The following is a 25,303-nucleotide window of genomic DNA, read 5'->3' on the forward strand; positions in this document are numbered from 1 at the left end:
CTAACAATTGGGAAGATTATTTAACCGCTGTGCACTTATCGATAGCCACTCGCAGCAGTTCTAATGCAGTTTTGTCACAAGAAGGTAGGCTCGCTGTCGGCTCAGCTATTGGCGTTACTTTCTCTCCCCACTTGACTAACCCTGCTCCCCAAGTTAATCCAGCACCAAAAGCAGCAATCAAAATATTACTATTTGGCTTCACTCGCCCTTGCTCCAACGCTTCACACAAAGCAATAGGAACCGTCGCAGCTGACGTATTGCCATAGTTTTGAATATTGACAAACGCTTTCTCACGTTCGATACCAGACATATCACATAAAGTTTGAATAATGCGGATGTTCGCTTGATGAGGGACAACGATATCAATGTTGTCTTTAGATAAACCGGCCTGCATTAATACCGTTTCTGCGGCTGCGCCCATTCCCTTCACTGCCCGTTTGAAAATTTCCTTTCCTACAAAGTTAAAATCCCAGTAACCATTATCAGCAGCAAATCTATCCATTGATGTACCAAGCTTACTTACCGCGAGAATTTCTCGAGCTTCTGAATCGCAGCCAATTTTTGATTGCTGCAAACCAACTTGTTTTTCTGTTTTAGAAAGCACAGCGGCACCAGCGCCATCACCGAACAGAACCGCCGTATCCCGTTGACTCCAATCGATATAGAAAGAGAGCCGCTCAGCTCCTATCACTAAGATATTTCGATAATTGCCCGCTTGAATAAGCCGCGTTGCGGTTTCCAAGCCATAAAGGAAGCCAGTACATGCGGCATTAAGGTCAAATGCGGCCGCACCTTCGATGTTTAGCCTTTTTGCCACATTAGACGCGACGTTTGGTAGCTGAGAGTCAGCAGAACATGTTGCCACGATGACAACATCAATTTCTTCGACACTTACCCCTGAACATAGAATGGCATTTTGCGCGGCAACTGTCGCCAGCTCAGAGGTATCAACATGGCTGATGCATCTTTGCGCGATCCCAGTGCGAGACTTTATCCAATCATCAGATGTTTCTAAAAACGTACTCAAGTCTTCATTGCTTAACACTGCTGGCGGGATACATTTACCCCAGCCAGTGATTTCTGCGTAATATTGTTTCATTGAATCCCTTTTGCGTTTGAAACGGATAGTCCGTCCAGTATACGACGGATTGCAGTCGGTTGTTTTTTCAGTGTTTAGATTTTGCGAATTCAATCAGTGAAATCGCCTGCTACTCTCCTAGCTTAATGCTCTACTTGGGCAAGTGGCATCACTTTGTTGGACATTAACCTATGCCCTAGCATTATCGTGATAAATACAATAAGCGCGCCATATTTAGTCAGCACATTAAATGTGTTTAGCTGCATCTCAAACGCCTGACCCGCAATGATTAAAGTGATAAATACCATTGAAATGATTGGTGCATATGGAAACATCTTTGCGGTATATTTCAGTTTCGACGTGTTTCCGTTGAGTACCTTCTTACGAAAACAGTAATGGCTTAACGCAATGCTAAACCAAGCAATGAAACCGCATAGCGCCGAGACATTAAGAAGAATTGTGAACAATTCGCCATTTCCAGTAAATGACGACAGAAATACAGCAGAACCGACTACAGAAGTTGCGATCAACGCGTAAACAGGTAGCCCAAACGACGTCGTCTTGCTAAATACTTTAGGTGCTTGACCGTTATTCCCCATGTACCAAAGAGTACGGGTTGAAGAATACATACTTGCATTTGCCGCTGAAATGACAGCTACAAGCACAATCAGATTGAGTAAGTTAGCCGCGATACCAGTATTAAAATAATGTTGGAAAACGAGGGTAAATGGGCTCGATTCAACGCTATTGCCATGAGCAAGGCTAGGATCATTAAAAGGGATCAGTAAGCTAATCAGCAAGGTCGACAAAATATAGAAAAGTAGCAGTCTCCAAAACACACTGCGAACCGCCTTTGGAATATTTTTTTCTGGATCTTTTGTTTCGCCAGCGCTAATACCAATCAATTCACACCCTTGAAATGAAAAGCCCGCGATAAGAAATACGTGTACAAACCCAGATAAGCCATTGTGAAACGGGCCATCAGAAATAGTGAAGTTTTTAACACCTAGATGTGGCTGTGCAAACACTAAACAAACACCAAGCACAATGAAAATAATGATTACAGACACCTTGAGCAGTGACATGATGTACTCTGATTCTCCAAAAACTTTTACCGAAAATAAATTAACCGCAAGAATCAATGAAAAGAAAAGGCCAGAAACAAGCGGAGGTGAGGCATCAGGGAACCAAAACTTCACGATAATCGTCGCTGCAGAAATTTCTGCGGCTATCGTTATCGCCCAGTTAAACCAATAGGTATAACCGATAGCGAAACCAAAAGATGGATTGACGTAGCGAGTGGAATACTCGCAAAAAGATCCTGTTGTTGGGCTATGAGTCGCCATCTCACCCAAACTAGTAATGAGAAAATAAACCATGATAGCGATAAGACTATATGCCGCGATTGCTCCTCCAGGGCCAGCAACCGATATCGCATATCCGCTCGCTAAAAAAATGCCTGTTCCAATTGAGCCACCTAGCGCTATCATGTTTAGGTGTCTTGCTTTTAAATTTCTTTTTAACATGCTTTGTACCGCCATCTATTTTTGGTATCTGCCCTCGTGCATGTTTGAAAAGAACTGATACTTCAAAATCTTGCGCCAATTTTCTAACCATAGAGAAAGACGCTTTTACTTAATTAAACCTGTAAACGGTGAGTGAATACTTCTCCTTGAAGTGTTGATTTTTTGCCTGCTACGTTAGAGGCAAATTAGGCCACGCTACCAATCAGTAACAGCGGCCTTAGTAGATGCGAAGACCTATTCCAGACAATTGGATTAGGTCATCCGCAGACGTTTTGGTTAGTCCAGCAGAACTTTTACAGTGTAACCGCCGTCTTTTTTGCGGTATAAACCGTGAATATCAGTTTCAAAGCCTGGATAATGTGCGCCAATTTCGCATAGCATTTTCAAGAAATCTAACACCGGACGAGACTCATCAGTCACCATTTCACCAGGAAGAACCAAAGGTACACCTGGAGGATAAGGCAAAATCATGTTTGCACTTACTCGACCAACTAACTCGTCTAGCGGTATTTCTTCTACCCCACCACGTAACTCTTGTTGCCACGCTTTATGTGGTGTCACTTTCATTTCAGGCAATACGTCGAATGCTTTGTACATAAGCTCTGGAAGGCGATATTCCTTCACTTTGTTATGGATTCCTTGAGCAAGCTCTTGGATACGCATGCCTTCGTAGAAGTTTGGATCTTCTTTATAAAGCTCAGGCAGCATGCTGCGAATAGTTAAGTTAAGATCATAGCCGCGCTTGAATTCTGTTAAACCGCGTAGCAACTGCATCGCTTTAGATTTATCGATACCGATAGAGAACAAGAATAACAAGTTGTATGGGCCTGTTTTCTCAACCACGATGCCACGCTCGTCGAGGAACTTAGCAACCAAAGACGCTGGAATACCGGATTCATCAAGCTCTTCACCATTGCTCATTCCCGGAGTTAATAGCGTGATTTTGATTGGATCGAGATACATGTGGTCATCATCGATGTTTTTGAAGCCATGCCAATTTTCATTTGGATCCAGTTTCCAACATTCTGTTGAATCGATGTTCTCAGGCTGCCACACGTCAAAGAACCAGCTGTCACTTTCTTGTTTAAGACGCTTAATCTCTTTACGGAAACGAATTGCACGATCAATCGAGTCTTGCACAAGTTTGCGACCAGTATTGCCACGCATCATTGCTGCGGCGGTTTCAGTAGAAGCAACAATACCGTACTGAGGAGACGTTGACGTATGCATCATGAATGATTCGTTAAATGACTCTTCGTCGAATTCACCTTTAATGTGAATCATTGATGCTTGCGAGAACGCCGCAAGAAGTTTGTGTGTAGATTGAGTTTCATAGAACACTTTTCCTGGCATCGCTTCGCCGCTCATACCACATTTACCTTCGTAAATAGGGTTGAAGTTGGTATAAGGCACCCATGCACTATCAAAGTGGATATGTTTACAATCTAACGACTCTTTAATGTACTGAGTGTTGTACAACAAGCCGTCGTAGGTCGAGTTGGTCACTACCGCGTATCTTGGCGCAGTCGCACCTTCAGTTTTCTCGACTTTTTCTGCAATTACTTCACGGCTAAATTCGCTTTGTGGAATACCGCCAAGGATGCCATACGCGTTGCGTGTTGGGCGGAAGTAAATTGGCGTCACGTCATTCATCATCATTAAATGAGTCAGAGATTTGTGGCAGTTACGGTCAACAAGTACAGTGCTTCCAGCTGGTGCTGAGTACATGCCAACAATTTTGTTTGAAGTCGAAGTACCATTTGTCACGATGTAAGAGCTGTCTGCATTAAACGTACGAGCGATATAATCTTCAGCTTCTTTGTGCGGGCCAGTGTGGTCAAGCAGCGAGCCTAATTCAGGCATAGAAATAGACACGTCTGCTTTAAACGTATTCGGACCATAAAAATCATAGAAAATACTACCAGCAGGGCTTTTTTGAAATGCAGTACCACCCATATGGCCAGGAGTACAGAAAGTGTATTTACCTTCTTCCGCGTACTTGAATAGTGCCTTTGTAAAAGGAGGCATTATTGAGTCTTTATACTCTTGTGTCGCTTGGTTAATTTTGACAGCGATGTCATCCGCCATTCCAAGCGCATATTCAAAGAAGAATATGTTGAGACGCAAATCTGTCAGCGCGATATCTAGTGTGGACTGCTCGTTAGCGAATGCGTAGATAGGCAGCTTTTCGTTAATTGCATTAATTTCGCTACATAGTTTTAGAGAGTATTTATCCCAGTCGAACAGTGCACCACAGATGCGAGGGTTCATTTCAATCATTTTGATTAGGTCTTTGTCATCCACTGGATACACAACTTCATAACCGCATCTTTCAAGTGCTTGATGTAATTGGCGAACTGGCTCTTCTTTAAAGAACACACCCATATGATTTAGTATTGCAAAAATCTTCATTTGGCCATCTCCGAGACGAAACAAAGCGCTCCTTACCTTTTGAGGTAACAAGTTAGGTGAGCGCTTAGATATTATTTGGGGTACTAGCGAGTAAACGTTTCGCTAGTTGTTGAGTACGTAACTATTAGTGGCTAGTTGAAACCGTTGACTGCTGCTCTGAACGTTTAATGTATTCAGCCAGACCGGCTTTCTTGCAGTAGAACATTAGGATAACAAGTGAAATGATGAACGTTGCCGCAAGACTTGTGCTTTCTGCACCAACAAGTGCAACCATACAGAACACACATGCAACGCCTGAGAACAACATGACAAACGTGTTACGAGTCGTCATACCTTCAAAGCGAATCAAGTTAATGCTTGAGTAGAAGTAAGGCAGCATAGTAAGCAGTACAGCGTCAGTCGTTAGTTGATCAAACAAGCTTGCAGTGTCAGCAACTTTTGAGCTGAATAACATCAATACCACCATCAGTGCTGTCATCTTAAGTGACGCTAAAATTAGCCCTTTTTTAGCAATGCCATTTTTATCTGTTTCAGCGTAAATTTTAGGGAAGTTTCCATCTTGAGCAGTACGTTTACCCGCCTCGCCTACTAACATCATCCAAGAACCTAACGATGTAAAACAAGCTAATGCAGTAAATGCAGAAACAAATGGTGCAGTCCAAGAACCAAATAGTGCCGTAGTTGCTAGCGCGAATGGAGCACCAGAAGACGCAACTTGATGCGCTGGGAACATACCGCTAATCATTTGAGTAGAGAGGATGTAAACCACACCAGCTAAAGCAGTACCAAGCATTGTTGCTAAAGGAACAGTACGCTTAGGGTTTTTAACAATACCTGTCGATACAGCGGCAGATTCAACACCAACAAACGACCACAAGCAAATTAGAACCGCTGAGATGATAGCGTGAGTGCTGCTACCTGTTGTTGTGTTCCAGTTGTGCATGTAAATAGCCGTGCTAAAGTGCGTCCAACCGAAGAAGGCTGTACCTAAAATTGGGATAAGGATTAACACAAGTCCCAAAGTACATAAACGACTAACCCAGCTACCACCTAATAAGTTAACAAAGGTAAAAATCCAAACTGACGCAATAGTTGCGATACCAGCAGCCATTGGGTGGTTTAGAATTGGGAAGAATACTGACAGGTAGGAAACACCGGTAATCGCGATAGCGAGGTTTCCAATCCAGTTCGCGTGATAATAAAGTACGCCAGTTTGGAAGCCGAATACCGGAGAAATTTCACCAGCGTAAGCAATTGGGCCACCTTCTTGTGGATTCTTCGTTGCTAGTCGAGCATAAACAAATGCTAAACTCAGAGCTCCGATTGCAGTGATAATCCAACTAAATATAGAAATAGAACCTACTTCAGCTAAGCTCGATGGCAATAGTGCGATACCACTACCCATCATGTTACCTGCTACTACGCCGGTACAAGCTATTAAGCCAATTTTTTTTGCATTCGATGACATAACGTCTCCACATATACTGAACGAGTGAAATCACTCAAAAACTTAATTCAGTAGCGAGAAGCCATCGGTAGTCGTCCCATTAGCCCTCGCTATTCTATGCAGTGCAGGTTACGCCTAATTTATCGAAAAAAAATAAACTCTCGATTAACAATAAAATAATAACTAAATCATCACGATATTTATATTAACTCACAATAAAAACACCAATATACAATGAGTTATAATGATATAAAGAAAATATAAACTTCATTAATTCACCGTTAAAGACGCCAGAAAAAATATCAAGAAATATATCAAGAACAAATATAAGCTAATAACACGATAATCACATCTGATGGAAAGTTAAACCCTAATAGTGAGCTCCCGACAAATGCTTGTCACAAGAAATGAAGCTTTCGTATTCGACTTTTTTGACAAGCGGAAAACAACGTTAACCTAAGGCAACTAACGCGTTAAGAAAGGATCACAGAAATCAGAGGAGCAGCGATTAAACGCAATCGCTCATGTGGGATGTATCGCTTAGGACGAATTAACTCCTGGCGAAGAGTTACAAAGCAGAATGATCTGAAGTGGCCTTTGCTTACATAGGTAAATCCAAAGCACAAAGACTCTTGGTATGAGAAGAGTTAGGAGCTGAGTATATTAGGATATAGGAAGTTAAATGACTATTCGGGTATCACTTATTACAGAGGAAACGCCAATTCGTTTCCTCCCCAAAGAAAACTACAGCAAACTGCTCGCTGAAGGATGAACAGCTCGATATAGCTCGTAGTTGATTGTTTTTATATCACTGTTAAACGCTAAATTTTGACAAAGCATGTACGTTTCAATCGACATATCTTGATAGAAAGCTTCGCTATAAGCCACACTTGCTTCTTGTGAATGACCATTTAACTCAGCCAACTTTCCTTGCAACACATAAGACAAAACTGAGTGTCTAATACTTTGTGCTTTGTCTAAGTATTCCTTCGCCTTAACTAAATCATCGGAATAAATGTAATAAAGAGCAATGGCTTCATAAACCCTTGGTTGCATCTGAACCGTTTGCCCAGATAAACTTTCAATCAATGAGGTCCCTTGAGTAGTCAACGCCTGTTGATTAAGTGTTGTTTCAGGAGCAAGCGCTTTTTGCACATAATACGCGACAAGCAACTCAGCTTGAGTTAGTCGGTTATTGGGCTCACTTTTCAGCACCTGCTTCAATAAACCAATACCCTTACTAAACTCTGCTGAATCAGAGGTATTCAAATAATGGTTCGCTAAGATTAGATTTTTCAAAGATTCAGGTTTTTTTGGCAACCCACGTACTAATACTTCGCTGCGCTTCTCCGCATCCGGCACTTTTAACACCGTCATGATATCTAGGTCAGCCTGACGCAAAACAGAATACAGATGTTTCTTGCTTAATGAGTATTCACGCTGAAATACAATTTTTCCTGAAGAGTTATTTTTGTACTCAATATCAAGGAAATGGCTATCAATACTGTCGTTGTTGTCTGAATCACGGTTGTGGACACTGACAGTTACCGTCGTTCCAGCAATGGTATCAGAGTGCGAATCTTGCTTATCTAACCGAACTCGATATGGACTAACTTCAGCGATATCCACCATAAGCTTTTGTGAAATACCATCTGCAAGCTTACCGCTGAGACTATCACTATTAAAAGATTGCTCGTAGCGAAACTCAATCAAATGCGTATCAATGGCTTGGGATATAACAATTCCAGATTGCTTGTAAGTAAATAGGCCCATAGCAATAATTATAATTGAAACCAACATAGCGTTGACCGCATGTACTTTCCAACGCTTAGGTCTTCTAGATTTACCTGACTTACGGGCTGCTTTTTGGGAAACTGCTCGAGTCAGTGGCCCTGCTGGAAAAGCGATAGGTTGTATTTCTTCATCATCAAACTGATCGTCTGATAAATGACTAGCGTCACTCGTCATAATGTCTGCGGTTGCAGCGCTATCAGAACTTGAGCTGTCGAGAGTAGCGTCGACTGAACAAGGCAAAATACCTTCTTTTTTGGCGATGCTTGCTTGCTCTGGAGACAAACGAGAGACGTTCGCCACCAACTTATAACCGCGCTTTGGCACCGTTACAACATAGTTTATGTTCTCTTCTCTACCATCCCTTAAGATCTTGCGAAGAGAAAATATCGATTGGGTAACAACCTGGTCGGTCACGACCGCGCCAGACCAAACATGTTCAATGAGACAATGACGGTCAAATACTTCGTCAGTATGAATCGCAAGAAAGTGTAGTAAATTGATTAGCCTAGGTTCGACAGATACTTCTCTGTTTTTTCTATATAATTTATTTTCATCGACACTTAAAATCCAGTCGTTAATTTGAAAATATTCTGTCGTCATATATCATTCTCGAGAAACGCTAACGCTGGTAGTTTTCACATCAATCTATTGATAGTTCAAAAAACATCCTGTTACCAACATCGTTGCGATAAATAATTTTAACAATATTGTTAAGATGAGGCTATTTTGAACCATCTTGAAGCACGTAATTTTGTTTTTTATCAATAAATATAGCTATTTTTGCGAGTTCAAACATAATAAAGCTTATCAACCAACGTCCAGAACACTCACCTTGCCACCTATAAGAATTAAAGACTTGTGTCGATTCCTGCCAACCATTTAAGCCTATATGCTGGATTCGCGGAAACATTCAAAGTCATCTTCAATCAATTTGGTTTGGTATCATTGTTGTTTCAATGTATGACTTTTTTGTTAGCTACAGAAAACGTTCGTGTTCGATAGCCGCCAAAAATCAAAGTAGCTAACGTCCACTTAAACTCTTAGTCGCTTACTTTCAACTTCTCTGATCTATGACATTTAACGCTATAGAGTAGATTTTTGTTTCTATCCCCATAAAAACCCAAATAAAATTGTGACTATTTTGTTGAAATAGTGTGATCATCTATAAATAAATCTATGGATATATATTATATGCTACTGATTACGCAAAATTACTAGCATTTGTATTCATTATTTTAAGATTTTTATTCATTTATACTTCAAATATCGAATAAATGCTGGTAAAGTAGCGACCTTATGAAGTTTGGCGAGACGGAATTCACCAAATAGTTGCGACAACTGTTTGATTATTATAGGTATTATATGGGTTCTCTTTCTCTCCCGGTTCTTATCGGCTTGATTGTTGTCTCAGTTGATAGTGTTAGGAATATTCCGTCACTAGCCATTTTTGGAAATCATCTACCGATCTTTTTCTTAATTGGAATTTTATTCTTCCTTTTACCAGTTTCATTCATCTCAGCAGAGCTTAGTGCGACATTTTCTAAAGATGAAGACAACGGCATTTACCACTGGGTAAAGCAAGCCTATGGCAAAGATATGGGTATGTTTGCTATATGGAATCTCTGGATTAACAGCCTTATCTGGTTTCCAGCCAACCTTCTTTTTATTGGCAGTACCTTCCTCACTATATTTTTCCCAAAGGTCGCCTCGCATCAGTCAATTTTAATTGCTGTCATGGTAGGCATGTTTTGGTTTATCACATTGCTGAATTTGAAAGGAATTAAAGAATCAGCGCGCGTGGCCTATGCTTGTTTGCTACTAGGGGTTATCTTACCTATCGTCGTATTACTCGTATCAGCGGCTATTTGGGTATTCAATGGGTTACCAACGCATTTCACTCTACACCACGGGTTAGATCTAGGCTCAGCATCGAGTAACATGTCAGCGCTAATGGTCATCATTACCTCTTTCCTGGGTATAGAGATCACGTCTGTTCATATCAACCGTGTCGCTAACCCAAAACGTACATTTACCATCGCAATCATAGTTGCATCTATTTTGATTGTTGCGTTGATGTTTGTTGGTTCTATCGCAATGGCAATGATGATACCTGCTGATCACTTAAGTTTGTACAATGGCTTAGCGCAAACCTTCCAAGTTATCTTAGGACAATTCGGTCTTGGCTACATGGGGCCAGCTCTACTATGCATGGTTGTATTAGGCTCAGTTGGTGCACTAATTAGCTGGACAATCAGCCCTGCAATTGGCATGGGTCAAGCAGCGAAAAATGGTTATATGCCAAAAGCTTTAGGTAAATTTAATAAAAACGGTGTGCCTACCGCTATCTTACTTATCCAAGCAGTCATCATCACCATATTCTGCTTCGCGATTACATTGTTTAAAAACATGAACGATTTTTATTGGTATCTTATCTCCTTAAGTACTGCTATCTACCTATTAATGTACATGGCAATGTTTATGGCTGGGATGAAACTTCGTAAACAAAGCACTAAAAATGGAACTTTGTTAAAGAGTGATACGGCGTTTTACCTAATCTCAATTGCAGGTTTGATCGGTGTGGTAGCGACCTTTATCATCGGCTTCATTCCGTCTAGCCAAGTTCTACAATCAGAGTCACTAACCTCTTATCTGACTCAGTTTATCTCCGGTGTTGTTATTGTATCGCTATGCTACTTTGGCTTCGTTGTGTACAGAAGACGTAATATTAAATCCCAACAGTCAGATGTTAAAATTGTAGAAAATAGCATTTAATTCAATTCATTAATGTAACTAGGCAGCCAACAATTGGCTGCTTTTTTATGCATAAATACCAACTCTGAGTTCCCAAATAATTATGGAAGCGCGCTCACAAGTCACTTACTTACATACATAAGTGCAATTTGGATTTGCAAAAACCTGAAGATAATCATATTAAATAATACAATACCACAATACTATGTCTAACTCTGAATCTAGGGGTTATACATGAAAGTTCAACTATTAAAATCTACGATAATCACGATTGTTTGTACTAGCTTGCTATCCACCAGCGTCCTAGCTCAAACCTTTATCAATTTCGACTCTAAGGAGCTCCACGAGTCCAAAATATCACTTGAAAACAAAACCGCTTCTATGGCTAGCCAAAATGCTTATCAACAATTATTAGAAGACGCCAACGCATTACTGTTAGCAAAAAACCAAACAGTAATGGATAAAACTTTTCTTCCACCATCTAAAAATAAACATGATTATTTAAGCCTTAGCCGATATTGGTGGCCCGACCCAAGTAAAAAAGACGGTTTACCTTGGATAAGAAAAGACGGGCAGACCAATCCAGCAACACGGCAAGGGGATGTAGATAAAGCTAGGATTGAGCATTTTACAAAAAGCGTTCAAGCATTGGCATTTGCCTATTATTTCTCTGGCAACGAAAAATATGCAGAGAAAGGCGTTAACTGGATTAAAGCTTGGTTTTTAAACCCTGCAACTAAAATGAACCCGAACTTGGAGTACGCACAAAGCGTCCCTGGCTATGACAAAGGTAGGCGCTCCGGCATATTAGATGGACGCATTATTCCGCAACGAATTTTAGACTCGATAACTATCTTTTCTCATTCCCAATACTGGACTAAAAAAGATAACCAACAAATGAATGCTTGGCTAAGCCAATATTTAACTTGGTTAACAACCAGTGAACTTGGAAAAGAGGGGGCAAAACAAACCAATAATCATGGTTCTTGGTATGCGTATCAAGTTGCCGCTCTCTCACTGTACTTGGGAGATAAAGAGCAACTACAGCATGCCGTTAACTTAGCCAAATCAATATTCGCGACACAGTTTGACGCCAATGGTAGCCAGCCACATGAACTGGAGCGCACTAGATCATATTTCTACAGCACATTTAACCTAGACGCGCTCACTAGTGTCGCTATGGTCGCAAACAAAGCGGGTGTACCGTTTTGGAATGTCAAGGCGAAAAACGGTGCCACTCTACTGACGGGTATCAACTTCCTCATTCCAGCAGCAAATGGGGCTAAATGGCCGTATAACTCTGAAGTTCAAGGCGTCGTACCCGACTACCTGCTGGCTAGCTTGATTCGCATACCTCGAAACTTACAAACTCAGCAACAGAAGGATCTCGTTCACCATTTATTGGAAGGACTTGAGAAAAACCATCATAAACAAGCTTATCAGGAACGAATTTATTTGAAATTCCTGTTATATACCCCTTCGTTTTTACCCAAGGTATCGGCTTCATAAAGGCTTATAGGACGTAGTTTCGAAGACAAAGGCACAAGAGTCTACCTTGGTTTGTGCCTTAATTATTACGATTCTTGTCAACTACTCGCCACAAAACAATACGGACAAACAACTAACGCAAAAGGAAAGGCAATGAACCTGACAACAACTGCCCTACTCTCTATTTCAATTGCAACAGCATTTTCTGCCAACGCAACTTTAGATCCAAGTAAACCTCCTTCCGATAATTTTGACTTGAGTAAATGGAAGATCGTTATACCTATTGAAGATGTAAAGCCTGAACGCAAAGGTAAGGTAATGGAAGTGTCTAAAGTAGAGTTAAACCAAGGCTACTCTCACGCTGAATGGTTCTATACCGACCCAGTAACAGGAGCAATGGTCTTCGCCGCACCAAATAAAGCAATGACAACACCAAACTCAAGTAACGCGCGCTCAGAACTACATGCTCAGTTGTCTCCAGACCCAACGACCGGTAGCTACGATCCGAAAAACAACTTTGCCGTTGCATCAAACCCAAAGGCAAATGAATATGGCGCGATTGGCGGTAGTATGACAGCTACCCTAGCCGTTGATCATGTCAGTGAATCCGGCGATCATCGCCATAACTCTTCATTTTCAGTGGTCATTGGCCAAATTCACGCTAGGACTAATGAACCACTAAAAATATACTATCGTAAGCTGCCTGATCATGAGCATGGCTCAATCTACTGGACTTACGAAAACAATGCTACAGGTGAGAACTACCATCGTCGCTTAGATGTTTCTCACGATGTCTTCGGCAAAGCACAACTTCGCTATGGTCATGATGATCCAGCAGATGGTATAAAACTCGGAGAGAAAATATCGTACGAAATCGATGTGGTCGGCGATATGATGAACTTGAAATTTATCAAGAATCCGAACAGCGCCTCTCCTGTTACTAAAGAGTTCTCTATGAACATCGCAGAAGGACACTACCTAGGCAATAAATACGACCAAGGTTACCGCGATGAATTGTTTTTCTATAAAGCTGGTGCGTATAACCAGTGCAATACCGGTACGGTAAAATGCCAGAATCGCGGCATAGAAGCGGGAGATTATGCAAAGGTTAGCTTTTATAAACTGGCATTAAATCAATAATCATCGGTGTAAACGCGTGGTAAGGATCTGTAAGCTCTGGTCGTTACCACGCTATAAGCTCAACCTAGGTAGAATAAAGTCGACAAAGGCGGAGATTCGCTTCGCTACTGCGGAGGAGTTATAATACACCGCGTTTATTTGTTCTCTTCCTGTACTTATCAACTTGTTGTCCTCGAATAAGGCGATGAGCCGCCCCTCTTCTATGTCTTGTTTGACCATAAAACCAGATAAACAAGCAATGCCATTTCCTGCAAGAGCCAAGTGGCGTAGAGTCTCGCCATTACTTGATGTTAACGCTGGATTAAGCGCCTTAAAACCTTTTATTGGCCAATGGTTTAAAACTCTAGGACCAGAAAACCCTAACGTATCGTGAGTAACAAGGTCGTTTACTTGCTTGGGAATTCCCCTCGAAGACAAATAATGAGGAGAAGCGACGATATATAAGGGACTCTTACCTAATGGCCTTGCATAGAGCGTCGAGTCCGTTAAATTACCGATGCGTATAGCGATATCGATGTTTTTTTCTAACAAATCAACAAAGCCTTCGTTTGAAGTCAGCGCTAATTGGATATCCGGGTAGGCTTGCTTGAAGTCATTCACTAAGGGAATTAGTTGGTGAAATATAAACGGACTCGCTGCGTCTACCCTAAGTCGACCTTTTGGCAACTCTCCACGAGATACGATTTCCTCTTCTGCTTGTTGAATCTGCAATATCGCTGGCCTTATTGAAGACACAAATGCTCTTCCCTCTTCGGTCAACTCAACTCGCCGAGTAGTTCGATTCAAAATGGATACGCCGAGCTGTTTCTCTACTTTGTTTACTGCTCGGGAAACTCTGGCAACTTGTATATCCAAAGCTTCCGCCGCCGCCGAAAAACCACCACTGTCGACCACAGCGAGTAAAACTTCTAAGTCATCTGTTCGAGTGAGCACCAATAAAACCTCATTCTCTTTTAAGTAATTACTACTATTTATAGCAAAAGTAATTTGTCATAAACACTATTTTTCGCAAAGACAGCTCCTTGCATAATAGCCGCATTAAAACGTCAGAACCTAACAACTCCAACCTTGAAAGAGAGAAAAACTATGCCGTTAGCTTTGCTTGCTTTGGCGTTAAGCGCCTTTGCTATTGGAACCACTGAATTCGTGATAGTAGGGCTTATTCCTACCATTGCGTCAGACTTAAACGTCTCATTACCATCTGTAGGATTGCTTGTAAGCCTTTACGCATTAGGAGTTGCGATAGGCGCACCCGTATTGACAGCACTGACCAACAAGTGGAAACGTAAAACCGTCTTACTGTCAGTAATGAGCCTATTTGTGATAGGGAACCTTGTCGCATGGCAAGCCCCTGGTTATAACACACTTATCCTCGCTCGGATTGTGACTGGATTAGCTCATGGTGTATTTTTCTCTATTGGCTCAACAATAGCGACTAGTTTGGTTGCAAAAGAAAAAGCCGCCAGCGCAATTGCAACTATGTTTACCGGCTTGACTGTCGCTCTTGTGACGGGTGTTCCATTAGGTACTTATATTGGCCAACTATTTGGTTGGCAGGCTACGTTTCTTATCGTGGCGATACTTGGATTTGTTGCTTTACTAGGCAGCGCATTTTTAGTGCCTAATAACTTAAAACAGCCACCTGAAACTAAACTATCTTCTCAGCTAAAAATACTGACTAAGCCACGCCTGCTACTTGTATTTGCAATCACTGTACTTGGTTATGGTGGAACATTTACCGCCTTTACCTTTCTAGCTCCCATTTTACAGAGCGAGTCTGGATTTAGCCCCAATGCCATTAGCTTGATTATGTTGGTTTACGGCGTATCAGTCGCAGTAGGCAACATTTGGGGGGGTAAAATGGCAGACAAGATGGGGCCTATCAAAGCGTTAAGTGTCGTCTTTGCAGGTTTATCTGCGGTTATGTTGGTGTTTAATGTCAGTGTCATCAACCCGATTACCGCAGTGTTAACCATTTTGGTTTGGGGAGCCTTTGCTTTTGGAAACGTTCCGGGTTTGCAAGTTTACGTCGTTAAGCTGGCCGAAAAACATGTACCAGATGCCGTAGATGTTGCATCCGGCTTGAATATCGCCGCATTTAACATTGGTATCGCTTTAGGCTCATGGGGAGGAGGTCTTATTGTTGAAAATGCAGGGCTCATGCATACCCCTTGGGTTGGAGCGGTCATCGTTTTCGCTGCGTTATTGTTAACACGTTTCAGCGGCAGGCTTGATAAAAAGTCGCATCAGTCAAATCTGCAAAAAGTCAGTGAAGCTATTTGCTCATAAAGCTTAAACCACCTTCATCGAAGGTGGTTTTCATTCTCGGCTATTTCTTCATTTCATAGGTATCATCAACTGGATCTTTCGTATTTCCTCCAGAGTATTGTTTTAAGTGGTAATCGCTGTTCATCCAAGCTTTTACTTCACTGTCAGACGATGAAGCTGATAACCCTGCTAACTCGCTGTTAACGACAGTGGGTGTTGGATAATTTATCGACCATAGGTATAGCCAAACCGCAGCAACATGTTTTTCCGTTTGCTGTAACACGCTAAAATATGACGTGGACTGCTCCGAGAAAGCCAACATATTGTGCAATTCTTTATTTTCATCCCCAACAAAAATACTCGAGGTTACCGAGGAAGTCCGATAAGAATCTATTGCGGTGCCGCGATCTATTAGTACTTTGGCTATTTCTCTCACTTTTTCACCAACCCACTGATTATTGAGATAGGACTTAGAACCATTCGAGAAAAATGCATCCAGCAAGCTAACTCGGTTCGGTACTAACTGGCTGCTGATACTCCCACTTTCTGCGTTATCACTTATCATTGCGGCCAGTCTTGTTGCTACTTGGCTACCAAGACTATGGCCAACAATTCGAAGATCGCTGCCTTTGTATCCAGCCATAGCTGCAACATAATTACTGTAGAGTAAGTCTGTGACTGATTGAGAAACGTCACCACTATGATATGCACCGCTACTATCGCGCCACCTCATTCCCTTAGGTCCATCCGCTGTCCATATTTTTGCTTCTGCGTCCTGTACTTCTGATTCGTCCGCAAATTGATTCCAATAAAGTACGCCTATATTGTAACCTTTAGCAATCCAAAGGTTAGCCAAGTCCATATCTGGCCGACCACTGGAAGTATCATAAAATGTCTCGCGATATTGAGATTCGGAAGAGCCAGATTGCCAACCATGTATGTAAATAATCGTAGGCTTCGAGGGATCATAGTAAGTGCTCCCATTTGCTGTCGCAGCACTGGCTTTTTCGAATTGATTATCTGCGCCAGCCCAATATAAGCCATAGTCGAGTTGATCAAACGTCGACTTATCAAAAGTATTGGCACTTGCGACGAAAGAAATCACTACACTTAATACAAATAGGATAACCGCTGTTATTTTTGTCATATTTATTCCTTTTATATAATGACAAGAGATGATTAATTTGGGCGGTTACCCTAACACTTATTGTTTATAAAAATGTTGTACAAGTCGATAAAACAGAAAATTTAGTAAAAATTTAACGCTTCTATTCGTATGTTTTATTTAGCGTTTTTTTAATAATGAATAGCAACCTACAGCGACTGATGACACAGCAAACACAGTAAAGATCATAAAAGTATGTGACATAACGCTGAGATAAGCTGTCTTGTGATACCTCACTTCGCCATCACCAAGCAGGATAGAAGTCACAACGGTAACAACTAACATACTTATCACCATCCCCAAACTACGAGTTTTAGCAGACAATGCAGAAACAACGCTAGTTTTATTTTTATCTGCAGAACTCATAATGATATTCATATTCGGTGAAGAAAATAGCGCAAATCCAATGCCTTGAAATAGTAGAATAGAAATGATGTAAACCAAGCTTGTGCTATTGTCTATTTGGGTGGCTAGAATACTACTTATCGCAATACTCGCTGTTCCGATAGTGGCAAAGATTCGAGGCGAATATTTATCAGATAAACGACCCGCGATAGGAGCACAGCATGCCATGACTACCGAACCAACAATCAATATTCTACCTGCAATTTCGGCATCGTAGCCACGTAATACCTGTAAATACAAACTAAATAAGAAAGTCGTACCAAATGCACTTGAATAAATAAGCATTTGAATAAGAAGTGATTCCCTTAACTTTACATTGTAAATTAGGTCTTTAATATCCAACAAAGGATGAGTAGATCTTAGCTCTACTATTACAAATAGGACGGCCACCAATACCCCAATGACCAACAACGCGTAGCCATGTTTACCACCACTCAAAGATGCCCCGCCAAATATCAATAGCATCAAGCTAGCTATGATTAAGACTGAGCCAGTATAGTCGAATTTCTGCGAATTTGATTTCAACTCACTACTAATTAACGTAAAGCTAAGCAGCGTAGCAAGGGCCATTGGAATAAAACTAATCCAATATACCCAATGCCAGCTTAATGACTGAGTTATGATCCCTGCGATAAAAGGGCCACTTGCAATACCCGCATAGATAGCACCAATGGACATTCCAAAAGCCTTCCCACGGTTTTGTGGAGGTACGACCTCTGTGATAATCGCCATACTGGTCGACGCAAACATCGCCGATGCGATTCCTTGAAAAAATCGAATGACAAGCATCCAAGTAATGCTCGGTGCAAAACCTATTAACAAAGTAGTAAGCGCGAATAATCCCAAGCCAAGCTTAAACATAAGCTTTTTATCGAACATATCACCTAATTTACCCATAGGAAGTAAAAAAGCAGCACTACTGCCTAGATAAATCGTCTCAATCAAGCCTAGAGAAACAGCATCAGCACTAAAGTCATGCCCAATGGAAGGAAGTGTCACCCCTACTCCGGAAAACATAAATGGAGCAGCAAACTGGGATAAAATAATAATATAGAGAAAAAGCGAGCTGTTTTTTTTGTCGGTCATAATACACACCGTAAAGAAAAGGTCATTGTAACATTGGCTATTATTTTAGGTGGTAGCTATTGTACTCGGCATATAATATTTGGGAATTCAATTATTTTGATGAAGTTGTTCAAATGAAACCTATTGAAATTTGAACGATTATCTGTACAGTCTTTGTCAATGCACCAATGCACCAATGCACCAATGCAAAAGGGAAGCGAAATCGCTTCCCTTTACTAATTAATCAATGAATTGCTCTATGGCAAAGTCTTTCTTGTGAAGAGATTAAGCACAATAGACAGCACAAAACCTGCTAATGCAATCATAAAGATTGTTTGGAATACTTCATGATATTTAGCGGCTGCTTCCGTTAAGCTAAGGACGTGGCCTTGCGCAGTTTCAACAGAAGACGCAGAAGCAATCCATGCGGCTAGATAGTTGGCGATCGAGCCGCTCGCGAGCATGTAAATCCCCGCAAGAGTACCCGTTGAGTTTGCTGGGTTGAGCCGCGTAATTGCCGCTAGAGCAACAGGGTCGATAAACAGCTCAGCCACACCAATAAGCCCTAGACCGATAGTTACCCAAAGCATTGAAGTATGGCCTGTTTGCATTGCCAAACGAGATGAGATGTTGATGAGTAAAAATCCAGCCGTTAAGAATAGGAAACCCGTTCCAAGCTTAGACAGTGTCTTTGGTTTGATATTAAAGCGTGCTAACAGTTTCCATGCCCACGCAACGAATACGCCACCAACAATAACAGCAAACGGGTTAATAGATTGGTAAAAAGAAGCTGGAATTGACCATGAGAACAAATGTTTGTTTACGATACGCTCGATAAACAGGTTGATTGAGCTACCACCTTGCTGGTCAAAGGCCCAGAACAACGTACCAAAGGCCATGAATAGGACAATCGCCCACATATTTTTGCGACCTTCAGCATCACAGCGTTTATAAATCTTCACCATCATAAGAAGAGCTGCGATACCAACAACCGTCAGTACATATCCTGCCCAAAGGTGCGCTAAAATTAATGCGAAAAAAATCACACTGATCGCAACACCCAAAAGCATAATGATAGAGTTAGGCAAACCAGCAGTAGAAGAAGTCATTACCTCTTTATTAATACCCGCAACATCTTTAAATGCTTTTTTTCCGGAAAGGAAAACAACCAAACCTAAAAGCATACCGATACCCGCGATACCAAAACCTGCGTGCCAACCGTACTGTTGTGAGAAATAACCAGTCGCAAGCGGCGCTAGAAATGCACCAACGTTACTTCCCACGTAAGATAGCGAGAAACCAGATTCACGCATCGAGTCATGGTTTTTGTATAACTCACCCAAAAGGCAGCTTGAGTTAGTCTTAAAAAAGCCATAACCAACAATAATGAGGGCTAATGCCGTATAAAGTGTCGTATTGTCCGTAGAAGGGACAGCAAGTACAGTGTGCCCTGCGACCATTAGCAAAGCACCGATCACTACCGACCAAAAATTACCTAAATATCTATCCGCAATTATCCCACCCAAAATTGGCGTAACGTAGACCAACGAAGTGTATGCACCATACAGTGCATAGGCATGCTGATCCGTAAATAGTAATTTTTGAGTCAGATAAAGGATCAGTAAGGCACGCATGCCGTAATAACTAAAAAACTCCCAAGTCTGCACACTTATGACGTGAAAGACACCTTTGGGATGGGAAGAGTTGCTCATAAAATAAAATTCCGTACTAACTAAACTAAATCAGATAATTAAAATATCTGTTAATCAAATCTGTTAGCGACACATTGACCGTAGTCACGTCGCCCTCTATTTATTCCATATCTCAGACATAAATAAGCAGCTTTGAACACTGCATGTTCTAAAGGACATAAAAAATCCCACTTAAAGTGAATAAAAATTCAATTGAAGAATACCGTATTTAGTATTAAAGCCAAGGTTTAATTTGAATTAATTATCTATATATTAAACCTATAGAAAGATAAAAAATTAAGATTTGGATTTTATACGATACTTTTCAATAAATTAGAGCTGCACCACACAAAATTCGTTTTACATGGTGATCATTTTCGGTTTTTAACTTTTAGAAAACGAAAAACAAATGCTTGTATTGAGCTTCACTATATTGATTAAAAGTTATGCAGGTACTGTTGTCGCTATTTTTTAGGCAATAAAAAATCTTCCGTTATAGGAACGAACTTGTCAGCACAATCGATTAGGTTTTGCGCTGTTAACCCAGGCACACCGAAAACCTCGACTCGCTTCTGGTATTTTGTTTGGATTCTATCAACCAACACTTCAAAATCCCCGTCCCCAGAAACCAGCACAACCACGTCTACTTCAGGAGCTAACTCAATTGCATCTATGGCAATTCCTACATCCCAGTCCCCTTTGCAACTGCCATCTAATCGTTGGATAAAAGGCTTTAACTGAACGTTGAACCCTACGCCTCGCAAAATATGATGAAACTGCCTTTGCTTTGCATCTTTGCTAGCAATCGCGTAAGCATTCGCACAGACAACCTCTCGATCTTGCGTTGCTATGTACCAAAATTGATTGTAATCGAAATTTTTTTTGTATTTATCCCGGGTGGTATAGTAAACGTTTTGTACATCTACCAAAATGGCTACTTTCGTCATTATTATGCGGTTAACACTCTGTCCAGTTTGATGCCTGTATAACAATAAATACAGTCTGAGTCCAACATATCCAACCACAATATCAAACTGCAGCACCTCAAAACATTTGAATAACCCATATATGCAACTAATCTTATAGTTAATAATAATACAAGAACATTGGATGTCAGTATGGTAAACAAAACAAGGCTAGTCATAGCAGGTTTTGCCGTGGCCCTTTTCGTTGGAGCTCTGGCAACCTCAATATTATTGAAATCGCCAACAAATGAATCATCGAGCCCAGAAAACAAAACCAAGCCCAAACTTACTCGTCATTACAGTAAAGCAGCCACCACTGAGACAGCGAAAAATTCATTCAATCAGCTAGTTAACCCGATCCCCGCACAACCATCTATCGATAAGCAAAAAGCAAAAATTGGATGGCTGCTATTTAAAGATCCAAACCTGTCATCAAACAACGATGTTAGCTGTGAGTCTTGCCATAGCCTGATAGGCAATGGTGCTGAACAAACTGAAGTGTCGGTTGGCGTTGGTGGTCAAGGGACACGAAACTCGTTAACAGTATTTAATGTGGCCTTCAACTATCGCTTTTTTTGGGACGGTCGGGCAAACAGCTTAACTGACCAGCTAGACGGCCCGGTACATAATGTTATGGAGATGGATTCAGACTGGCTCAGAATAGGTAATTATGTCAAAGGTTCTTCAATCTATTCTGAAATGTTTGAACAAGCCGGCCTCAACATCAATGAGAAAAATATAAAAGCGGCGTTAATCGAATTTATGCACGGACTGACAACACCAAACTCACCTTTTGACCAGTATCTATTAGGTAACGAATCAGCACTCACTGAACAGCAAAAAAGAGGTTGGCAAACCTTTCAAGACGAAGGTTGTATTCAATGTCACAGGGGAACCAATATCGGCGGTGGAATGGTTATGCGATTTGGTTATTTTGGTGAAAATAAGATTGGCGAGAACCGAACGACTGACACGGGAAGACACGCCACGACCAACAACACAAAAGACATGTATTTGTTTCGAGTGGCGAGTTTGAGAAATGTGGCAAATACCGCACCCTATTTTCATGATGGTAAAACTCATTCTCTAAAAGAAGCCATTCGTATTATGGGTGAAAGTCAGTTGGGAAAAACATTTGATCGCCAAACAACCGATGATTTATATGCGTTTTTGACAACCTTATCGGGTCAAAAGCCCGCTATTTTAGAGGAGTTTAGTAATGACTCGGACCAATAAATCTCTATTTAGCACAGTTGTTTTAATTAACTCACTGCTCATCGTTGTCTCTATATTTTTGTACATGAAATATACAAAGCTCTCTGATTACCGCTCGACAGTTGTCAGTGTAGGCCACAACTTAATAGAACTGAGAGATAGAGTTACAAAGCATGCTCTAAATCCTACCCTAGAGCCCTATCAACTTGCCTCTTCGACGGTCGAAATAGAAAACCAAGTCGAGACAATGGTCGAGGGTTATCAAACCTCCATATTTGATATGTTTGGCTTAGATAATAACAATGCCTACACGGCCCTTATAGATTTTCGCAACTCTGCACTCGAAATTACCGATGCTATCGATCATATTATTGGGCTAATTGTCGTCAAAAAATCTGTGGTGACATCGTTAACTCATCAACTAAACACTTCTTCAATTCAAAAACATGTGCCTTTATTAACAGGCGCAGCAGAACAACAGATCCTGATTCAAGAACTAAAATCCGGTAAGTTCAAGCAAGATGCACTGGCGCAACTCGCTCCAATAATCCGCACCTTCAATGAAGTAGAAACACAAAAACAACAACTATTTGAGTTTTTACTATCCCCAGCGATTACCAAGTTTGTTAATCGTTCAGAAGAAACGATGGCTGAACTATCCGCTGACGTTAGAACTACTTTAATTCAGTTATTCTCAACTGTATGTATATTGATAGCGGGCTTCGTTGTCTCGCTTTATTTGCTTCGTATGAAAGAGCTTAAGCGTAATAACATCGCCTACCAAGACGCCATCGACAGAGTTGAGAAAGCCAATCACGCAAAATCGCTTTTCTTGGCGACGATGAGCCATGAACTACGTACACCGATGAATGGCGTCCTCGGTATGGCGCAAGTAATAAAAGATGAATCAAGCGACCCTAAAACTACGGAAAGCGTACAAGTTATTATCGACTCTGGACAACATCTCGTCACTCTACTTAACGATATTTTAGATTTTTCCAAAATTGAACAAGGAAAAATGGAGCTCGAACATGCTCCATTTTCTATCGATGATGTTCTTGCACACTCCAACCAAGTATTAAAACCCCTAGCAAAGAACAAAGGCATTGAATTTAATACGTGCAATCTCATCCCTCATGAAGTGCAATTTATTGGCGATTCAGCTCGCCTAAGACAAATTCTTTTTAATATTGCAGGGAATGCCATCAAATTTACTAACACAGGTAAGGTAGAAATGAGGTTCATCCTTTGCAAGACACCTCAAACTCACCTAGAAATCATCATTTCAGATACAGGGATAGGTATAGCCGAGGATAAATTAAAAAATATATTTACACCTTTCGAGCAAGCTGAACTTTCCACCACAAGAAAATTTGGAGGTACTGGGCTGGGCCTTTCAATTGTCAAGCAGATCACGGATTTAATGGGCGGAGAAATCTCAGTAACCAGTGAACTTAATGTTGGTACAACCTTTACTCTCTCGTTGCCGTTTGCCGTCGAAACCGTTAACGATTCAAAAGAGCAAGATACAATCCAAGTCAGTCATTCAACCGAACAAGACGACGATAAGACCCTAGAAATACTACTCGTAGAAGACAATCAAGTTAATGCGATCGTTACTCGCAAGTTTCTTTCTCCACATGGCCATAAAGTCACTTGGGTACGCGATGGTATGGCGGCGTTACATCTATTAGAAACAACAAGATTTGACCTCATCATAATGGACAATCATATGCCGAACTTGAGTGGTATCGACACTACTAGATGTATTCGGAATGATCTCAAATTGGAGACGGTGATCTTCGCATGCACAGCTGACGTATTCGAACAAGCTCATGATCAACTCATTGATGCTGGCGCCAACTTTGTTTTAACCAAACCTCTACAGAGAAACAATTTGGAGCGTGCTATTGAACAATTCTCAGAGGACTTTTATAAACAGAAGGAAACGAAAGAAACAACTCACGATAACGTCATCCAACTCGTACGTCATCCGATTGAAACTTTATCATTAACTGAAGAAGAAGTATCTCAAAGCCCGCTATTAAATGAAATGGGTTTTTCTAAACAAGAAAAGATAAACTTACTACGCTCGTTGGACTTTGAACTTGAGTCAAAATCAGTTCGGCTCATCGAAGCCTATGCAAACTCAAATACGTTAGAGCTTCATAAATTGCTGCACGCTATCAATGGGATGTCTGTAGAGTTCAGATTAAAAGAAATATCGGAACTAGCGAAAACGGCAGAAGATATTGCAAGAAAACAGCAGCTTCCCGAAGCGGATTTATTGCAAAAAATCATTAACTTAATGAATGTAAACTGCCATCAGACTCACCGTATATTGAAAACCCTTGAGGAAGAGAAAACAATCTCCCCTCCAGAAACACATCGAATTCTTATTGCCGAAGATAACAACGTCAATATTATCGTTCTGACGAAATTGCTACATTCTATGGGCTATGACCAAATAGATGTCGCCAATACTGGAGAAGAAGCGGTAAATTTTGCCAAACAACATGCCTACTTAGCTATCCTAATGGATAACCATATGCCAGTGATGAACGGTATAGAAGCGACCAATATAATCAAAACACAAGTAGCACCGAGCAGCAAAATTATCGCTTGTACTGCAGACGCAACACCTGAGGCAAAAAAAGAATTCATACGCGGTGGGGCAAGTGAAGTGATCCTAAAACCAATTAACAAGGAAAAGCTTCTCGCGGCACTGTCTGCAATTCAAAATAATGTCACCAACATAGACGATAAGAAGGCAGAAAGTTCGTAGCAGCTTTACGCTTGTCTAAAGAGTTCGGAGTGAGTAAAAGTTTATTTCAGGAGAGATGGTGCCCCGGGCCGGACTTGAACCGGCACAGCGCGAACGCCGAGGGATTTT

16 protein-coding genes are annotated in these 25,303 nt (G+C 41.1%); 6 read left to right on the top strand and 10 right to left on the bottom strand.

Annotated features, from left to right (window positions below; genetic code table 11):
• Window positions 1–16 precede the first annotated feature (16 nt).
• The 5 genes from ACM2FC_RS19600 to cadC form a co-directional block, all read right to left on the bottom strand.
• Complete coding sequence (locus ACM2FC_RS19600) at window positions 17–1,099, bottom strand: ketoacyl-ACP synthase III (RefSeq protein WP_498482717.1); 1,083 nt, start codon at window positions 1,097–1,099, stop codon at window positions 17–19.
• 122 nt (window positions 1,100–1,221) lie between these two features.
• Window positions 1,222–2,604 carry an amino acid permease gene (locus tag ACM2FC_RS19605; RefSeq protein ID WP_498482718.1) on the bottom strand — a complete coding sequence of 461 codons (1,383 nt, stop codon included), beginning with the start codon at window positions 2,602–2,604 and terminating at the stop codon, window positions 1,222–1,224.
• A 276-nt stretch (window positions 2,605–2,880) separates the two neighbouring features.
• Window positions 2,881–5,016 carry a lysine decarboxylase CadA gene (locus tag ACM2FC_RS19610; RefSeq protein ID WP_498482719.1) on the bottom strand — a complete coding sequence of 712 codons (2,136 nt, stop codon included), beginning with the start codon at window positions 5,014–5,016 and terminating at the stop codon, window positions 2,881–2,883.
• Window positions 5,017–5,140: 124 nt separating this feature from the next.
• Complete coding sequence (cadB, locus tag ACM2FC_RS19615; protein WP_498482720.1) at window positions 5,141–6,484, bottom strand: cadaverine/lysine antiporter; 1,344 nt, start codon at window positions 6,482–6,484, stop codon at window positions 5,141–5,143.
• A 723-nt stretch (window positions 6,485–7,207) separates the two neighbouring features.
• On the bottom strand, window positions 7,208–8,857 hold the full coding sequence (gene cadC / locus ACM2FC_RS19620; RefSeq protein WP_498482721.1) for a lysine decarboxylation/transport transcriptional activator CadC: 1,650 nt from the start codon (window positions 8,855–8,857) through the stop codon (window positions 7,208–7,210).
• Window positions 8,858–9,619: 762 nt separating this feature from the next.
• Between cadC and ACM2FC_RS19625 the strand changes: the two genes are divergently transcribed.
• From ACM2FC_RS19625 to ACM2FC_RS19635, 3 genes are all read left to right on the top strand, one after another.
• A complete protein-coding gene (locus ACM2FC_RS19625) occupies window positions 9,620–11,029 on the top strand; it encodes an APC family permease (protein ID WP_498482722.1) in 1,410 nt (469 codons plus the stop codon).
• Window positions 11,030–11,242: 213 nt separating this feature from the next.
• The gene (locus ACM2FC_RS19630; RefSeq protein WP_498482723.1) at window positions 11,243–12,517 is read left to right on the top strand and encodes an alginate lyase family protein; all 1,275 of its coding nucleotides are present in this window, start codon (window positions 11,243–11,245) and stop codon (window positions 12,515–12,517) included.
• Between the two features lie 132 nt (window positions 12,518–12,649).
• On the top strand, window positions 12,650–13,636 hold the full coding sequence (locus ACM2FC_RS19635) for a polysaccharide lyase family 7 protein (protein WP_498482725.1): 987 nt from the start codon (window positions 12,650–12,652) through the stop codon (window positions 13,634–13,636).
• A gap of 51 nt (window positions 13,637–13,687) precedes the next feature.
• On the opposite strand, the gene ACM2FC_RS19640 is transcribed toward ACM2FC_RS19635, so the two are convergent.
• Window positions 13,688–14,569 carry a LysR family transcriptional regulator gene (locus tag ACM2FC_RS19640; RefSeq protein WP_498482726.1) on the bottom strand — a complete coding sequence of 294 codons (882 nt, stop codon included), beginning with the start codon at window positions 14,567–14,569 and terminating at the stop codon, window positions 13,688–13,690.
• 153 nt (window positions 14,570–14,722) lie between these two features.
• Here ACM2FC_RS19640 and ACM2FC_RS19645 point away from each other — a divergent pair, with 153 nt between their 5' ends.
• Complete coding sequence (locus ACM2FC_RS19645; protein WP_498482727.1) at window positions 14,723–15,925, top strand: MFS transporter; 1,203 nt, start codon at window positions 14,723–14,725, stop codon at window positions 15,923–15,925.
• A 40-nt stretch (window positions 15,926–15,965) separates the two neighbouring features.
• On the opposite strand, the gene ACM2FC_RS19650 is transcribed toward ACM2FC_RS19645, so the two are convergent.
• The 4 genes from ACM2FC_RS19650 to ACM2FC_RS19665 form a co-directional block, all read right to left on the bottom strand.
• Window positions 15,966–17,051 (bottom strand): alpha/beta hydrolase family protein, encoded by a 1,086-nt coding sequence (locus ACM2FC_RS19650; RefSeq protein WP_498482728.1) that lies wholly within the window; start codon window positions 17,049–17,051, stop codon window positions 15,966–15,968.
• A 138-nt stretch (window positions 17,052–17,189) separates the two neighbouring features.
• Window positions 17,190–18,560, bottom strand: a complete 1,371-nt coding sequence (locus ACM2FC_RS19655) for an MFS transporter (RefSeq protein ID WP_498482729.1) — start codon at window positions 18,558–18,560, stop codon at window positions 17,190–17,192.
• Window positions 18,561–18,796: 236 nt separating this feature from the next.
• Window positions 18,797–20,251, bottom strand: coding sequence for a peptide MFS transporter (locus ACM2FC_RS19660; protein WP_498482730.1), 1,455 nt, complete (start codon window positions 20,249–20,251; stop codon window positions 18,797–18,799).
• Between the two features lie 443 nt (window positions 20,252–20,694).
• The gene (locus ACM2FC_RS19665; RefSeq protein ID WP_498482731.1) at window positions 20,695–21,177 is read right to left on the bottom strand and encodes a LabA-like NYN domain-containing protein; all 483 of its coding nucleotides are present in this window, start codon (window positions 21,175–21,177) and stop codon (window positions 20,695–20,697) included.
• 171 nt (window positions 21,178–21,348) lie between these two features.
• On the opposite strand from ACM2FC_RS19665, the gene ACM2FC_RS19670 reads away from it, so the two are divergent.
• Window positions 21,349–22,431, top strand: a complete 1,083-nt coding sequence (locus ACM2FC_RS19670) for a cytochrome-c peroxidase (RefSeq protein WP_498482732.1) — start codon at window positions 21,349–21,351, stop codon at window positions 22,429–22,431.
• The gene (locus tag ACM2FC_RS19675; RefSeq protein WP_498482733.1) at window positions 22,415–25,195 is read left to right on the top strand and encodes a response regulator; all 2,781 of its coding nucleotides are present in this window, start codon (window positions 22,415–22,417) and stop codon (window positions 25,193–25,195) included. The genes ACM2FC_RS19670 and ACM2FC_RS19675 overlap by 17 nt, the downstream gene beginning before the upstream one ends.
• Window positions 25,196–25,303: the final 108 nt, after the last annotated feature.

Source organism: Vibrio sp. A37 (assembly GCF_059777565.1).

Bases quoted from the DNA above. Each gene is read 5' to 3' on its own strand.
- ACM2FC_RS19600 (WP_498482717.1), bottom strand. From the start codon at position 1,099: ATGAAACAATATTACGCAGAAATCACTGGCTGGGGTAAATGTATCCCG.
- ACM2FC_RS19605 (WP_498482718.1), bottom strand. From the start codon at position 2,604: ATGTTAAAAAGAAATTTAAAAGCAAGACACCTAAACATGATAGCGCTA.
- ACM2FC_RS19610 (WP_498482719.1), bottom strand. From the start codon at position 5,016: ATGAAGATTTTTGCAATACTAAATCATATGGGTGTGTTCTTTAAAGAA.
- cadB (WP_498482720.1), bottom strand. From the start codon at position 6,484: ATGTCATCGAATGCAAAAAAAATTGGCTTAATAGCTTGTACCGGCGTA.
- cadC (WP_498482721.1), bottom strand. From the start codon at position 8,857: ATGACGACAGAATATTTTCAAATTAACGACTGGATTTTAAGTGTCGAT.
- ACM2FC_RS19625 (WP_498482722.1), top strand. From the start codon at position 9,620: ATGGGTTCTCTTTCTCTCCCGGTTCTTATCGGCTTGATTGTTGTCTCA.
- ACM2FC_RS19630 (WP_498482723.1), top strand. From the start codon at position 11,243: ATGAAAGTTCAACTATTAAAATCTACGATAATCACGATTGTTTGTACT.
- ACM2FC_RS19635 (WP_498482725.1), top strand. From the start codon at position 12,650: ATGAACCTGACAACAACTGCCCTACTCTCTATTTCAATTGCAACAGCA.
- ACM2FC_RS19645 (WP_498482727.1), top strand. From the start codon at position 14,723: ATGCCGTTAGCTTTGCTTGCTTTGGCGTTAAGCGCCTTTGCTATTGGA.
- ACM2FC_RS19650 (WP_498482728.1), bottom strand. From the start codon at position 17,051: ATGACAAAAATAACAGCGGTTATCCTATTTGTATTAAGTGTAGTGATT.
- ACM2FC_RS19655 (WP_498482729.1), bottom strand. From the start codon at position 18,560: ATGACCGACAAAAAAAACAGCTCGCTTTTTCTCTATATTATTATTTTA.
- ACM2FC_RS19660 (WP_498482730.1), bottom strand. From the start codon at position 20,251: ATGAGCAACTCTTCCCATCCCAAAGGTGTCTTTCACGTCATAAGTGTG.
- ACM2FC_RS19665 (WP_498482731.1), bottom strand. From the start codon at position 21,177: ATGACGAAAGTAGCCATTTTGGTAGATGTACAAAACGTTTACTATACC.
- ACM2FC_RS19670 (WP_498482732.1), top strand. From the start codon at position 21,349: ATGGTAAACAAAACAAGGCTAGTCATAGCAGGTTTTGCCGTGGCCCTT.
- ACM2FC_RS19675 (WP_498482733.1), top strand. From the start codon at position 22,415: ATGACTCGGACCAATAAATCTCTATTTAGCACAGTTGTTTTAATTAAC.